This is a genomic window from Pseudomonas aphyarum (assembly GCF_028657055.1).
Taxonomy (GTDB): Bacteria; Pseudomonadota; Gammaproteobacteria; order Pseudomonadales; family Pseudomonadaceae; genus Aquipseudomonas; species Aquipseudomonas aphyarum.
Genome location: NZ_JAMDGS010000022.1, coordinates 22,825 through 36,926, shown reverse-complemented (window position 1 = coordinate 36,926; position 14,102 = coordinate 22,825). Strand labels below are relative to the sequence as shown.

Annotated in this window: 11 protein-coding genes and 2 tRNA genes; 11 read left to right on the top strand and 2 right to left on the bottom strand. The window is 60.5% G+C overall.

What is annotated here, in order from left to right:
• Positions 1 to 128: 128 nt before the first annotated feature.
• From M5G18_RS28030 to ychF, 8 genes are all read left to right on the top strand, one after another.
• The gene (locus M5G18_RS28030) at positions 129 to 1,853 is read left to right on the top strand and encodes a tetratricopeptide repeat protein (RefSeq protein WP_085606997.1); all 1,725 of its coding nucleotides are present in this window, start codon (positions 129 to 131) and stop codon (positions 1,851 to 1,853) included.
• Positions 1,854 to 1,856: 3 nt separating this feature from the next.
• Positions 1,857 to 2,474, top strand: coding sequence for a lipoprotein insertase outer membrane protein LolB (gene lolB / locus M5G18_RS28025; protein WP_273898658.1), 618 nt, complete (start codon positions 1,857 to 1,859; stop codon positions 2,472 to 2,474).
• Positions 2,475 to 2,477: 3 nt separating this feature from the next.
• Positions 2,478 to 3,329, top strand: a complete 852-nt coding sequence (ispE, locus tag M5G18_RS28020; protein ID WP_273898657.1) for a 4-(cytidine 5'-diphospho)-2-C-methyl-D-erythritol kinase — start codon at positions 2,478 to 2,480, stop codon at positions 3,327 to 3,329.
• Positions 3,330 to 3,366: 37 nt separating this feature from the next.
• A tRNA-Gln gene (locus tag M5G18_RS28015) sits at positions 3,367 to 3,441 on the top strand.
• Between the two features lie 47 nt (positions 3,442 to 3,488).
• Positions 3,489 to 4,430, top strand: coding sequence for a ribose-phosphate pyrophosphokinase (locus M5G18_RS28010; protein WP_003171603.1), 942 nt, complete (start codon positions 3,489 to 3,491; stop codon positions 4,428 to 4,430).
• A gap of 141 nt (positions 4,431 to 4,571) precedes the next feature.
• Positions 4,572 to 5,174, top strand: a complete 603-nt coding sequence (locus M5G18_RS28005) for a 50S ribosomal protein L25/general stress protein Ctc (RefSeq protein WP_007951725.1) — start codon at positions 4,572 to 4,574, stop codon at positions 5,172 to 5,174.
• A gap of 171 nt (positions 5,175 to 5,345) precedes the next feature.
• A complete protein-coding gene (gene pth, locus M5G18_RS28000) occupies positions 5,346 to 5,930 on the top strand; it encodes an aminoacyl-tRNA hydrolase (protein WP_007951726.1) in 585 nt (194 codons plus the stop codon).
• A 22-nt stretch (positions 5,931 to 5,952) separates the two neighbouring features.
• Entirely contained in the window at positions 5,953 to 7,053 is a 1,101-nt protein-coding gene (ychF, locus tag M5G18_RS27995; protein WP_007951727.1) for a redox-regulated ATPase YchF, read from the top strand.
• 63 nt (positions 7,054 to 7,116) lie between these two features.
• On the opposite strand, the gene M5G18_RS27990 is transcribed toward ychF, so the two are convergent.
• Complete coding sequence (locus M5G18_RS27990; protein WP_192562394.1) at positions 7,117 to 8,334, bottom strand: MFS transporter; 1,218 nt, start codon at positions 8,332 to 8,334, stop codon at positions 7,117 to 7,119.
• A gap of 333 nt (positions 8,335 to 8,667) precedes the next feature.
• Between M5G18_RS27990 and M5G18_RS27985 the strand changes: the two genes are divergently transcribed.
• Both M5G18_RS27985 and M5G18_RS27980 read left to right on the top strand, forming a co-directional pair.
• The gene (locus M5G18_RS27985; protein WP_273898655.1) at positions 8,668 to 10,725 is read left to right on the top strand and encodes a methyl-accepting chemotaxis protein; all 2,058 of its coding nucleotides are present in this window, start codon (positions 8,668 to 8,670) and stop codon (positions 10,723 to 10,725) included.
• Positions 10,726 to 10,840: 115 nt separating this feature from the next.
• Positions 10,841 to 10,917: transfer RNA gene (locus M5G18_RS27980), tRNA-Met, on the top strand.
• Positions 10,918 to 11,001: 84 nt separating this feature from the next.
• Here M5G18_RS27980 and M5G18_RS27975 read toward each other — a convergent pair.
• Entirely contained in the window at positions 11,002 to 12,102 is a 1,101-nt protein-coding gene (locus tag M5G18_RS27975; RefSeq protein WP_273898653.1) for a M14 family metallopeptidase, read from the bottom strand.
• A gap of 155 nt (positions 12,103 to 12,257) precedes the next feature.
• Between M5G18_RS27975 and ggt the strand changes: the two genes are divergently transcribed.
• Positions 12,258 to 14,090 carry a gamma-glutamyltransferase gene (gene ggt / locus M5G18_RS27970; protein WP_273898651.1) on the top strand — a complete coding sequence of 611 codons (1,833 nt, stop codon included), beginning with the start codon at positions 12,258 to 12,260 and terminating at the stop codon, positions 14,088 to 14,090.
• Positions 14,091 to 14,102 lie beyond the last annotated feature (12 nt).

Below are 14,102 nucleotides of genomic sequence, written 5' to 3'. Positions count from 1 at the left end.
AGAACAACTACCGCTGACTATTGTCCCAATTGTCGGCCCCTATAATGGCCACAATCGAGACTCGGTTATGTTTGGCCGAAGGCTTGTGTCATGATGATCCGACCGCAGGTTAGTCGTCCTCTTCCTATATGAATAGATCTTCCGCGTTGCTCCTCGCTTTTGTCTTCCTCAGCGGCTGCCAGGCCTTGGCCCCCGTTTCGCAGGACGGTGCCTCACCGGTCGAAGACACCACGCCGGCTCCTGAAAAGCCCAAGGTTTACAGCTCGTTCAGCCAGGAAACGGTGTTCAGCCTGCTGAGTGCCGAACTCGCCGGCCAGCGCAATCGTTTCGACATTGCCCTGGACAACTACGTGACCCAGGCCATCAATACCCAGGATCCGGGCGTTTCCGAGCGTGCGTTCCGCATCGCCGAGTACCTGGGTGCCGACCAGCCGGCCCTCGATACCGCGCTGATCTGGGCGAAAAACGCCCCGGACGACCTCGAAGCGCAACGCGCCGCCGCCGTGCAACTGGCTCGCGCCGGGCGCTATGACGACTCGATGGTCTATATGGAGAAAGTCCTGCAGGGCAAGGGTGACACCCATTTCGACTTCCTCGCGCTGTCGGCCGCCGACACCGATCAGGAAACCCGCAACGGCCTGATGAAAAGTTTCGACCGTCTGTTGCAGCGTCACCCGAACAACAATCAGCTGATTTTCGGCAAGGCCCTGCTGATGCAGCAGGACGGCGACACCAAAGGCGCGCTGACCCTGCTCGAAGACAATCCTCCGGAAGACGGCGAGATCGCCCCGATTCTGCTGCGCGCACGCCTGCTGCAAGGGCTGAATCGCGGCGACGAAGCGCTGCCGCTGCTGCAGAAAAGCATCAAAAAATACCCGGACGACAAGCGACTGCGCCTGACTTACGCGCGGATGCTGGTAGAGCAGGACCGGATGGACGACGCCAAGGTCGAGTTCTCCACCCTGGTCCAGCAATACCCGGAAGACGACGAACTGCGCTACTCGCTGGCGCTGGTGTGCCTGGAAGCCAAGGCCTGGGACGAGGCCAAGGGTTACCTGGAAGACCTGATCGCCCGGGAAAGCCACGTCGATTCGGCACACCTGAACCTGGGCCGCATTGCCGAAGAACGCAACGACCCGCAAGGCGCGCTGATCGAGTACGCCCAGGTCGGCCCCGGCAACGACTATCTGCCGGCGCAACTGCGTCAGGCCGATATTCTGATGAACAACGGCAAGACCGCCGAAGCCCAGAGCAAACTGGCCGCCGAGCGTGACGAACAACCGGATTACGCGATCCAGCTTTACCTGATCGAAGCCGAAACCCTGTCAGCCAACAATCAGGGCGACAAGGCCTGGAAAGTCCTGCAACAAGCGTTACAGCAGTACCCGGACGATCTGAACCTGCTTTACACCCGCGCGATGCAGGCGGAAAAACGCAATGATCTGGCGCAGATGGAAAAAGACCTGCGCCTGATCATCAAGCGCGATCCGGACAACGCCATGGCCCTCAACGCCCTCGGCTACACCCTGTCCGACCGCACTACCCGCTACGCTGAAGCCAAGGCGCTGATCGAGCAGGCGCACCAGATCAACCCGGAAGACCCGGCGGTTCTCGACAGCCTCGGCTGGGTGAATTTCCGCATGGGCAATCTGGAAGACGCCGAGAAATACCTGCGTCAGGCCCTCGAGCGCTTCCCCGATCACGAAGTCGCCGCGCATCTGGGCGAAGTGCTGTGGGCAAAGGGCAAGCAGCGCGAAGCGAAACAAATCTGGGGCAAGTTCCTCAAGGACCAGCCTGACAGCACCATCCTGCGCAGCACCATCAAGCGCCTGACCGGATCCGAGACTCTTTAACTCATGTTTTTGCGCCACGTCATAGTTTTCAGCTTCATCGCCCTGCTCGCCGGTTGCGCGGGCTTCGGCGCCCGTGAATCCGTCGAAGGCCACGGCAATCCGGCACAGTGGGCCGCGAACAAACAACACCTGACCGGCCTCGACGGCTGGCAGATCGACGGCAAGATCGGCATTCGCGCCCCGAAAGATTCGGGCAGCGGCACACTGTTCTGGCTGCAACGTCAGGACTACTACGACATCCGTCTGTCCGGCCCGCTGGGTCGTGGCGCGGCGCGACTGACCGGCCGCCCGGGCGCGGTGTCGCTGGAAGTGGCGAATCAGGGCCGTTATGAAGCGCCGACTCCGGAAGCACTGGTCGAAGAACAACTGGGCTGGAAACTGCCGGTCTCGCATCTGGCCTGGTGGGTTCGCGGCCTCCCGGCACCGGACAGTAAAAGCCGTCTGACCCTGGACGGCAACAGCCGTCTGGCCAATCTGGATCAGGATGGCTGGCAGGTCGAATACCTCAGCTACGCCGAACAGAACGGTTACTGGCTGCCCGAGCGGATCAAACTGCACGGCACCGATCTCGACGTGACGCTGGTCATCAAGAACTGGCAACCGCGCAAGTTGGGGCAATAACGCATGACCGCTCCACGCCTCACTCTGCCCTCGCCGGCCAAACTCAATTTGATGCTGCATATTCTCGGTCGCCGTGAAGACGGTTATCACGAGTTGCAGACGCTGTTTCAGTTCCTCGACTACGGCGACGAAATCACTTTCGCCGTGCGTGACGATGGCGTGATCCGCCTGCACACCGAATTCGACGGCGTGCCCCACGACAGCAACCTGATCGTGCGCGCGGCGAAGAAACTGCAGGAACAATCCGGCTGCTCGCTCGGCATCGACATCTGGATCGACAAGATCCTGCCGATGGGCGGCGGCATCGGGGGCGGCAGTTCGAACGCGGCCACCACCCTGCTCGGCCTCAATCATTTGTGGCAACTGGGTTGGGACGAAGATCGCCTGGCTGCACTGGGCCTGACACTGGGCGCCGACGTGCCGGTGTTCGTGCGTGGCCATGCGGCTTTCGCCGAAGGTGTCGGCGAGAAACTGACCCCAGTCGAGCCCGACGAACCGTGGTATGTCGTGCTCGTTCCGCAAGTCGCTGTTAGTACGGCAGAAATTTTTTCAGATCCATTGTTGACACGTAACACGCCGCCCATTAAAGTGCGCCCCGTTCCCGAGGGAAACAGTCGAAATGACTGCTTGCCGGTGGTATCGAGGCGTTATCCAGAAGTACGTAACGCATTGAATTTGTTAGGTAATTTTACCGAAGCAAAACTTACCGGAACTGGAAGTTGTGTGTTTGGGGGCTTCCCAAGCAAAGCTGAAGCTGATAAAGTCTCGGCCCTTCTGACAGAGACCCTTACAGGGTTTGTAGCGAAAGGAAGCAACGTTTCGATGTTGCATCGCAAGCTGCAAAGTCTGCTCTAAAGGAACCAAGTGCCCGGCACTTGCAAGCAACAGATACAGGGGCGTCGCCAAGCGGTAAGGCAGCAGGTTTTGATCCTGCCATGCGTTGGTTCGAATCCAGCCGCCCCTGCCATTTTCCTATACTCATCCAGGTATACCCTCAGCCTTCAGGTACTGCGCGTGTCCAAGATGATGGTCTTTACGGGGAACGCTAACCCCGATCTGGCTCGGCGTGTCGTACGTCAGCTGCATATCCCTCTCGGTGACATCTCTGTCGGTAAATTTTCCGACGGCGAAATTACAGCCGAGATCAATGAAAACGTTCGCGGTAAAGACGTCTTCATTATTCAGCCGACTTGCGCTCCGACCAACGATAACCTGATGGAACTGGTTGTGATGGCTGATGCCTTCCGCCGCTCCTCGGCTACTCGTATCACTGCTGTTATTCCTTATTTTGGTTATGCCCGTCAGGATCGCCGTCCGCGTTCCGCACGTGTGGCTATCAGCGCGAAAGTCGTTGCTGACATGCTCACCGTAGTCGGCATCGACCGTGTTCTCACGGTTGATCTGCATGCTGACCAGATTCAGGGTTTCTTCGATATTCCGGTAGATAACATCTACGGCTCCCCGGTTCTGGTGGATGACATTGAAGATCAGCGCTTCGAGAACCTGATGATCGTGTCCCCGGACATTGGTGGCGTCGTGCGTGCACGTGCCGTTGCCAAATCCCTGGGCGTGGATCTCGGGATCATCGACAAACGCCGTGAGAAAGCCAATCACTCTGAAGTGATGCATATCATCGGTGATGTCGAAGGGCGTACCTGCATTCTGGTCGATGACATGGTCGATACCGCCGGCACTCTGTGCCACGCGGCCAAGGCCCTGAAAGAGCATGGCGCAGCCAAGGTCTTTGCCTACTGCACACACCCTGTGCTGTCGGGTCGGGCCATCGAGAATATCGAAAATTCCGTGCTGGACGAGCTGGTGGTCACTAACACCATCCCGCTGTCCGCTGCAGCACAAGCCTGTGCACGTATCCGTCAACTGGATATCGCACCGGTTGTTGCCGAAGCGGTTCGCCGCATCAGCAATGAAGAATCGATCAGCGCGATGTTCCGTTAAGGGCCCTGCCCTTCTCGAAATGTCTCGTTGACGAAAAGCGCCCCGCCCCGGCATTCCTGCCGGGGCGGGGCTTTTTTGCCCATACCGTGTTCGGCGCTGGTCGCAAACGCCACTCGGTCATGGCTATTTTGGAGATACAAAATGAACGATTTTACTCTGAATGCTGAAGCGCGTTCCGACCTGGGGAAAGGTGCGAGCCGCCGCCTGCGTCGTCTCGCCGCCCTGGTTCCAGCTGTTGTTTACGGTGGCGACAAAGCCCCTGAATCCATCAGCATGCTGGCCAAAGAAGTCGCCAAACTGCTCGAAAACGAAGCTGCCTACAGCCACGTTATCGAACTGAACGTTGGTGGCACCAAGCAAAACGTGATCATCAAGGCTCTGCAACGTCACCCGGCCAAAGGCCACGTGATGCACGCTGACTTCGTACGCGTTGTAGCTGGCCAGAAACTGACCGCTATCGTTCCTGTGCACTTCATCAACGAAGCTGCTCCAGTGAAGAAAGGCGGCGAAATCTCGCACGTTGTTGCCGAGATCGAAGTTTCCTGCCTGCCAAAAGATCTGCCTGAGTTCATCGAAGTCGACCTGGCTAACGCTGAAATCGGCACCATCGTTCACCTGTCGGACCTCAAAGCTCCTAAAGGTGTCGAGTTCGTTGCTCTGGCACACGGCGATGACAAGGCTGTTGCCAACGTCCACGCTCCACGTGTTGCTCCAGAAGCTACCGAAGAAGGCGCAGCAGAGTAATTCACTCTGTCATGCCTGAGTGAGCAGGTAACATCGCGGACTGGAACGTAGCGAGAAAGCGGGCGGGAACGCGGAGTTTACATTCATGGTAAATGAGCATTTTTCGTCCACTTTCGCCGCCTTCCCTGATCGCGGCGATGTTATCCACCACTCAAAGGAAGGGCCCCTATCGTGACTGCCATCAAACTGATCGTTGGCCTGGGAAATCCAGGCGCTGAATACGAGCAGACCCGGCATAACGCAGGGGCCCTTTTTGTTGAGCGCATCGCCCACGCACAGAACGTGAATCTCGTGGCCGATCGCAAGTATTTCGGCCTGACCGGGCGTTTTTCGCATCAGGGTCAGGATGTTCGTCTGCTGATTCCCACCACCTACATGAACCGCAGCGGCCAGGCCGTGGCGGCACTCGCCGGTTTCTTCCGCATCAAGCCTGAAGAAATCCTGGTGGCGCACGACGAACTCGATCTGCCTCCGGGCGTCGCCAAACTCAAAGTCGGCGGCGGCCATGGCGGTCACAACGGGTTGCGCGACATCATTGCGCAATTGGGCAATCAGAATACGTTCCACCGCCTGCGGCTTGGCATCGGCCACCCGGGCGTCGCCAGTATGGTTTCAAATTTCGTCCTGGGTCGTGCGCCACGCGCCGAACAGGAAAAACTCGATGCCAGCATCGACTTTGCCCTCGGCGTGCTGCCGGATATCCTCGCCGGTGAATGGAACCGCGCGATGAAAAACCTGCACAGCCAGAAGGCCTGACTCTAATCCGAGGGGAAACACCATGGGATTCAATTGCGGCATCGTCGGCCTGCCTAACGTCGGCAAGTCCACCCTGTTCAACGCCCTGACCAAATCCGGGATCGCGGCCGAGAACTTCCCCTTCTGCACCATCGAGCCGAACAGCGGCATCGTGCCGATGCCGGACCCGCGTCTGGACGCTCTGGCGGCCATCGTCAATCCGAAGCGCATCCTGCCGACCACCATGGAATTCGTCGACATCGCAGGCCTGGTTGCCGGCGCGTCGAAAGGTGAAGGCCTGGGCAACAAGTTCCTGGCCAACATCCGCGAAACCGATGCGATCGCTCACGTCGTGCGCTGCTTCGAAGACGAGAACGTGATCCACGTTTCCAACAGCGTCGACCCGAAGCGCGACATCGAAATCATCGACCTGGAACTGATCTTCGCCGACCTCGACAGCTGCGAGAAGCAACTGCAGAAAGTCGCGCGCAACGCCAAGGGTGGTGACAAGGACGCAGTGGCCCAGAAGGCCCTGCTGGAGCAGTTGATCCCGCACTTCAGCGAAGGCAAGCCTGCGCGCAGCCTGATGAAGAACATGAGCGCCGACGAAAAAGCGATCATCAAGGGTTTCCACCTGCTGACCACCAAGCCGGTCATGTACATCGCCAACGTCGCTGAAGACGGTTTCGAGAACAACCCGCACCTGGACGTGGTCAAGGCCATCGCCGAAGAAGAAGGCGCGATGGTCGTTCCGGTCTGCAACAAGATCGAAGCGGAAATCGCCGAGCTGGACGACGGTGAAGAGAAAGACATGTTCCTCGAGGCCCTGGGTCTGGAAGAGCCTGGCCTGAACCGCGTGATCCGCGCCGGCTACGAAATGCTGCACCTGCAGACCTACTTCACCGCCGGTGTCGAAGAAGTCCGCGCCTGGACCGTCCGCGTCGGTGCCACCGCACCACAAGCCGCTGGCGTGATCCACACCGACTTCGAGAAAGGCTTCATCCGCGCCGAAGTGATCGCCTACAACGACTTCATCCAGTACAAGGGCGAAGCCGGTACCAAGGAAGCCGGTAAATGGCGTCTGGAAGGCAAGGACTACATCGTTAAAGACGGCGACGTGATGCACTTCCGCTTCAACGTGTAAAAGCTGCACCCAAGAAAAAGCCGCGTTTGATACGCGGCTTTTTTGTGCCTGACATTCAGCCCGTCAGGCCTTTTTGGTTCTCGGCAGGAAGATCGCCAGCACCCCGAACAGCGGCAGGAACGAGCACAGGAAGTACACGTATTCGATGCCGTGAATGTCCGCGAGATGACCGAGCAACGCCGCACCAATCCCGCCAAAGCCGAACATCAGACCGAAGAACACCCCGGCAATCATTCCGACATTGCCCGGCACCAGTTCCTGCGCGTACACCACGATCGCCGAGAACGCCGAAGCCAGGATAAATCCGATCACCACGCTCAGGACGCTGGTCCAGAACAGGTCGACATGCGGCATCAGCAGGGTGAACGGCGCCACGCCAAGGATCGAGAACCAGATCACTGCCTTGCGCCCGATCTTGTCGCCAATCGGCCCGCCGAAGAACGTGCCCGCCGCCACCGCGCCGAGGAACAGGAACAGATGCAGCTGGGAACTGGCCACCGACAGGTCGAACTTCTCGATCAGGTAGAAGGTGAAGTAACTGGTCAGGCTGGCCATGTAGAAATACTTGGAGAACACCAGCAGCCCGAGCACCACCAGCGCGCTGGTCACCCTGCCCTTCGACAGCCCATGAGTGGCGGCCTGGCCGGCCTTGAGCTTGAACAGGTTCAGGTGATGGGCGTACCAGCGGCTGATGCGATAGAGCACGAACAGCGCAAACACTGCGAACAGTCCGAACCAGGCCACATTGCCCTGGCCGAAAGGAATGATGATCGCCGCTGCCAGCAACGGGCCGAATGCCGAACCGGCATTACCACCGACCTGGAAGGTCGATTGCGCCAGGCCGAAACGTCCGCCCGACGCCAGACGCGCGATACGAGAAGCTTCAGGGTGGAAGGTCGAAGAGCCGATACCGATCAACGCCGCCGCCAGCAAGATAAGCGGGAAGCTGCCAACCATCGACATCATCACAATGCCGATCAGCGTGCACACGGAACCTGCCGGCAACAGCCACGGTTTCGGATGCCGGTCGGTGTGATAACCGACCCACGGCTGTAGCAGCGAAGCGGTCAGTTGGAACGTCAAAGTGATCAGGCCGACCTGGGTGAAACTCAGGCCATAGTTGGCCTTGAGCATCGGATAGATCGACGGCAGCACTGACTGGATCAGGTCGTTGATCAAATGCGCCAGCGCCACCGCGCCGATGATGCGCATCACCAGTGGACTGCTCTGGGGAGGAGCGGACGCCGAGGCAGCGGCGGTCTGAACGTTGCTGATAGCCATGGGAGTTTCCGGACTGCAGATGGGTGCACGCGGGCAGGTGCGTCAATGTGCCATTTTTCGGTGCGCCAGCGCCATCCCCTTAGCCAGCTAACGAACTATTCAGTCGTCGCGCCACAAGTGATAGCGCAACGCCATGGTCTGAATCTTGCCTTGCTTATCCGCTTGAACGCGGCGCCCTTACAAAGGGCATCGAGAATGGGAAGTTTCGCTACAGAGCCGGCCTACAGAGCGGGCAAGGGTGAACTTTCGAGGCCTTTTAGCAGGGCACCAATCCCGGTCGCAACGACCGAGATGCACGCCGATGGTGCGTGGTGTCCAGAGGAGTCATGGGGCATGCAGGCTTTTTTATCACCGGGGATCAGGTTGCTGGGGCGGTTTGGCTTCGCGCGTAAATTCCAGTTGTTGTTTCTGCTGTTTATCCTGCCATTGGCCGGCAGCCTGTTGATGATCGGCCAGGACTATCGCGACAAACTCAACCTGATCGCCGGCGAACGTGCCGGTGTGCGGCAGTTGCTCGCCCTCGATGCGCTCGACAACCTGCTCGCCGCTCAACGCGACCGCGCCGCCCGTTGGCGCGCAACGGAAACCAACCGCCAGCCGACGCCCGCCACCCTCGCGGCCATGGCCGCCTTCGATGGTGTGCAACCTGCCGTTGCCCAGGCCACGCTGGAGCTGGGCAATGCCTTGCAGGCCGAGGGCGCGGAAGGTGAAACCCTGACCCGCTATCAGGCCTTGCAAGCCGCGCTCAATGGTCTGGACTCGAAAAGCCTTTCCGGTGTCGGTTGGTGGCCGGATGGTTACGACCGCTTCACCAACGCCCTCAGCGCCCTGCAAGCCTTGCGCGAGCAGATCGCGATGGACAACCGTCTGATCCTCGCGCCGTGGCTGGAAACCTATCTGCTGACGCAGATTTCCACCCAGCACGCACCGGACCTGATCGAACGCGTCGGTCGGCTGGCAGCCGTCGGCCAAGCGTCCGTGGTTTCTGGCCAGTTCACCCTGCAAAGCCGTCTGCAACTGCGTGACCTGCGCAGCCGCATCGGCGATGCTCGCGAGCAGCTGGTAAAAACCGCGAGCCTGCTCGAGGCGCGTCTGCCGCCGGCCCTGCAAGGCTGGGCCGGGCAGTATCACGACAGCCTTAAACAGCTGGACGCCGGGTTGAAAGTGCTGGATGACGGCGTGTTCGGCGGCAGCATCAATCTCAAGCCTGAAGAATTCGAGCGCACTCTCGATGCCCTGCTCGGCAACCTGGCCACACTGCGCCAGCAATCGCTGGTGTCGCTGGATCAGCGGCTGGATGACTACCACGGATCGGCGATTCGTCAGTTCATCGTTGTCGCGGCGGTCTTCGGTTTCCTGTTGCTGGCGGCGCTGTATCTGTTCGTCTGCCTGCAAGCCTCGATCCGTCGCAGCGCCAGTGGCATCACGCTACTGGCCGAAGCCTTGCGCGACGGTAATCTGAGCCTGCAGGTGCCGGTCGTGGGCCGTGATGAACTGGCGTCGATCAGCACCGCACTCAACGTGGCCGTGGTGCAGTTGCGCACCAGCCTGCTGGGTGTCGATCACGAGACTTCGCAACTGAGCAACGCCGTGCGCAGCCTCAACGATCACTCCAGCGGTGCTCTCAGCGAAGTTGAAGCGCAGCAATTGCAGATCAGCCAGATCGCCGCAGCGGCCACGCAACTGGCGGCGACGTCCCAAGGTGTGGCGCAGAGTTGCGAACAGGCTTCCGGCAGTGCCCAGCACACCCGGCGCATCGCTGCCGACAGCAGCCGTGACAGTCAACGCACAACGGCGAGCATTCAGCAGCTCAATCAGCGCCTGAACGAAACTGCAGCAGCGCTCGGCCGGGTCAGCGAGCAAGGGCAGCAGATTCAACTCGTGGTCGACACCATTCGCGGCGTCGCCGAGCAGACCAACCTGCTCGCACTCAACGCCGCCATCGAAGCCGCTCGGGCCGGGGAACAAGGTCGTGGTTTTGCCGTGGTGGCCGACGAAGTGCGCAGCCTGTCGCAACGTACGCAATCGTCCACGGCGCAGATCGCCGGAACGGTCGACAGCCTGCGCAACACGGTCAATGAAGCCGTGAGCCTGATGGAAGCGGCGTGCGGCCAGGCGCAATCGGACGCGGAAGCGGTCACGGGACTTGGCGAACGCCTGGGGGAAATCGCCAGCGCCGTGCAGAGCGTCACCGACACCCTCGCCCAGATCGCCACGGCAGTTGAAGAACAGGCCAGCACCGCCGATGAGGTCAGCGGCAATATCCAGCAGGTGGATCAGGCGGCGGTTCGCCTGCTCGAAGGCGCGCGGGCTGTGAACCTCGCGGCGGACACCTTGAGTCAGGGCAGCCATGCCTTGAGTGCGAATACCGGGAGATTTCAGCTGCGTTGAAAGCCCCTCCCGCCCCGATTTTCGGCGCGGGAGGATAAGCGGTTGAAAATAAGAAGAAATATTTTGAATTTACGCTTGACGCTTTTCCATTTCAGGGGAATAATGCGCGCCACTTGGCTACATAGCTCAGTTGGTTAGAGCATAGCATTCATAATGCTGGGGTCCGGGGTTCAAGTCCCTGTGTAGCCACCAAGTACTAAAAACGGCTTACCGAAAGGTAGGCCGTTTTTTTATGCCTCGAGAAAAGTGCCGGCCATCATCAGCCGGCACTTTCTTTTATCCGGCCAGTGCCGCCAGCCCTTTCGCCCAGATCTGCCGCGTGCGCAAACCGACCATCGCCCGCCAGTCCGGGTCGGCGGGATAGAACTGCTCCAGCAGATTCAGTTTGATCTCGCGCCCCGTCGCATCCAGCGGATCGCCATGCAGATGCAGCCAGTGATCGTCGCGCAGGTAACGATGCACGTCCGGTCCCGGATAAGTGCCGCACTCGATCACGAACGGCATCAGTTGCACATTCGGCAAAGCGTTGAGCAGTGCCTGCGAGGTGTAGCCGGTGGCGGTCGCGGCAACACCGGTTTCACTCAAGGTTTCGGCGCCTGTGTGCAAGGTATAGAGCCACGGACCGTAAATCGATTGCGCCTGGGTCAGTGCCGGATACGGTGCCTGGGTAATCGTCAGCAACATTGGATGCCCATACTCGCCGGCGCCGGTGTGCAGGTCGAAACACATCACGGTTTCAGCACCGGCCAGATGATTCTCGATGATTGAATGCAGCGTGCGGTTCGACCAACTCGGCGCAAGTCCACCAAAGAACAGGCCGTCGGGATGACTGTGCTGCCCGCCCTCGACAATCGACATGACAGCCGGCCAGCCGTGCTCGGCAATTTGCGCATCCAGCAAGGCATCCGCCTTTTGCCGCTCGGGGCCATTCAAATCAGTGCAGGCGTAGATTTCATGGAGCGCCGCGTAAGCACGGTTGTCCGGAAGCGGTCGGTTGAAATCCAGGTGATTGCGGTTGAGGTCGATGTTGTCTTCATTGACCCGCCGCAGCCAAGCCGTGCCCCACGGGTTGATCAGGTGAATCATCACGACCGCGACATCCTTCGGCAGCGAGTCCGGCGTGAAATGCTTCAGCCAGTCGATCTGGCACTCCGAGCCGTAATAACCCTCAACCCCGTGGGTGCCGCTGAGCGCCACCAGGCGCCGTTTGGCCGCTGGATTCCCCAGCACCGCGACATCGGTACTCAAAGACTCGCCAAACGGCCCATTGAGCGGATGCGCGTACGAGGAGAGCGTTGCACCCGCCACCTTTGCGGCGGCAAGAAAGCGCTCGCGTTGTTCGCGATAGCTGGGCTGGGTCGGAAACTCGTTGTGCATGGCGGCCTCTTGTTGATTGTTCTGGCTTCACGTTTGCCCATGACCCTACAGAAAATCCGCCAAGGCATGAAGGACAAAGATACCTCCGGTTTGCGTCGTACACGGTCGGCCGATACAGTCCGTCAGACTTTTATCCCACGGACGGAGAGCCCCGCGTGTTTCCAGCCCTGCCCCTGAACCGGTTTCGCCTGCCCGCCCTGACGCTGATCGTCAGCGCCATCGCCCTCACGGCCTGCAACGCACCGCCCTCCTCGACCCTGCCGCTGGCACCGGAAGCCGCCTCCGGTTACCGCACCGGCCTGCAAGCCAGCCACGCCGAAAGACACATGGCCGCCGCTGCCAATCCGCTGGCCGCCGAGGCCGGTCGCGAGATGTTGCGTCAGGGTGGTTCCGCCATCGATGCCGCCATCGCGATGCAAGCCGTGTTGACCCTGGTCGAACCGCAATCCTCCGGGATCGGTGGTGGAGCGATGATCGTGCTGTGGGACGGCAAACAGGTGCGCACCTACGACGGCCGCGAAACCGCACCGGCCGGTGCGACCGAGAAGCTGTTTCTCCAGGCCGACGGCAAACCGATGCCGTTCCCGCAGGCGCAGATCGGTGGACGCTCTGTCGGCACGCCGGGGGTGATGCGTGCATTGGAGCTGGCGCACAAAAAGCACGGCCGCTTGCCGTGGGCAACATTGTTCGAGCCGGCGATCAAACTGGCCGAGCAGGGTTTCGCGATCTCCCCGCGCCTGCATTCACTGCTGGAATCCGACCCGGTGATTCGCCGCTCGCCGGACATGGCCAGGTATTTTCTGAACAGCGATGGCAGCGTCAAAGCCGTCGGCACGCGACTGCAAAACCCGGCGCTGGCTGCCGTTCTCAAACGCATCGCCAACGAAGGTGCGGACGCACTGTACAAAGGCCCGATCGCCGAAGAGATCGTGGCCAAGGTTCAGAGCCACGCCAACCCCGGCAGCCTGTCGCTGAACGACCTCCAGCACTATCAGGCCAAGGAGCGCGCGCCCCTGTGCACCAACTACAAGCGCTGGCAGGTTTGCGGGATGCCGCCGCCATCATCGGGCGGGATTGCGGTGGCGCAGATTCTCGGCACCTTGCAGGCGCTGGAAACCCGCGATCCGCGTCTGGCCCTGACGCCGCTCAAACCAATGAAAACCGATAAACCCGCCGGGATCGAACCTGCGCCGCAAGCCGTGCACCTGATCGCCGAAGCCGAGCGCCTGGCCTACGCCGACCGCGCACAATACGTAGCCGATACCGACTTCGTTCCGGTGCCGGTCAAGGGCCTGGTCGATCCGGGTTACCTGGCCAGCCGCGCCAGCCTGATCGGCGAACGCAGCATGGGCACAGCCAAACCCGGCACACCGCCGGGCGTGCAGGTTGCCTACGCGCCGGATCGCTCGCCGCTGCGCATTTCCACCTCACAAGTGGTCGCTGTCGATGACTTCGGTGGCGCCGTCTCGATGACCACCACCATCGAAGCCGCGTTCGGCTCGCACCTGATGGTTCAGGGCTTCTTGCTCAACAACCAGATGACCGACTTCTCGTTCATCCCCGAAGAGAACGGGCAGAAAGTCGCCAACCGCGTGGAGCCCGGCAAACGCCCGCGCTCGTCGATGGCACCGACCCTGATCTTCGACCGCAACAGTGGCGAGTTCGTCGCCACCGTGGGTTCTCCGGGCGGATCGCAGATCATCGAGTACGTGGCCAAAACCACCGTCGGCCTGCTCGACTGGAACCTCGATCCGCAAAGCGCCATCAGCCTGCCCAACTTCGGCAGCCGCAACGGCCCGACGGAGCTGGAACAAGGCCAGTTCAGCCCGGCGCTGATCCAGGCACTCAAGGACAAGGGCCACACCGTCAACGAAATCGACATGACCAGCGGCACCCAGGCCATCGTGCGGGTCAAGGATGCTCAGGGGAAGGCAACGCTGGCAGGTGGAGCGGATCCTCGGCGTGAAGGGGTAGCGCTGGGGGATTGAATCAGCACTGCC

What these genes read in the sequence shown, in the direction of transcription:
- M5G18_RS27985 (WP_273898655.1), top strand. Translation starts at nt 8,668, where the DNA reads ATGCAGGCTTTTTTATCACCGGGGATCAGGTTGCTGGGGCGGTTTGGC.
- M5G18_RS27975 (WP_273898653.1), bottom strand. Translation starts at nt 12,102, where the DNA reads ATGCACAACGAGTTTCCGACCCAGCCCAGCTATCGCGAACAACGCGAG.
- ispE (WP_273898657.1), top strand. Translation starts at nt 2,478, where the DNA reads ATGACCGCTCCACGCCTCACTCTGCCCTCGCCGGCCAAACTCAATTTG.
- M5G18_RS28005 (WP_007951725.1), top strand. Translation starts at nt 4,572, where the DNA reads ATGAACGATTTTACTCTGAATGCTGAAGCGCGTTCCGACCTGGGGAAA.
- M5G18_RS28030 (WP_085606997.1), top strand. Translation starts at nt 129, where the DNA reads ATGAATAGATCTTCCGCGTTGCTCCTCGCTTTTGTCTTCCTCAGCGGC.
- ychF (WP_007951727.1), top strand. Translation starts at nt 5,953, where the DNA reads ATGGGATTCAATTGCGGCATCGTCGGCCTGCCTAACGTCGGCAAGTCC.
- lolB (WP_273898658.1), top strand. Translation starts at nt 1,857, where the DNA reads ATGTTTTTGCGCCACGTCATAGTTTTCAGCTTCATCGCCCTGCTCGCC.
- M5G18_RS27990 (WP_192562394.1), bottom strand. Translation starts at nt 8,334, where the DNA reads ATGGCTATCAGCAACGTTCAGACCGCCGCTGCCTCGGCGTCCGCTCCT.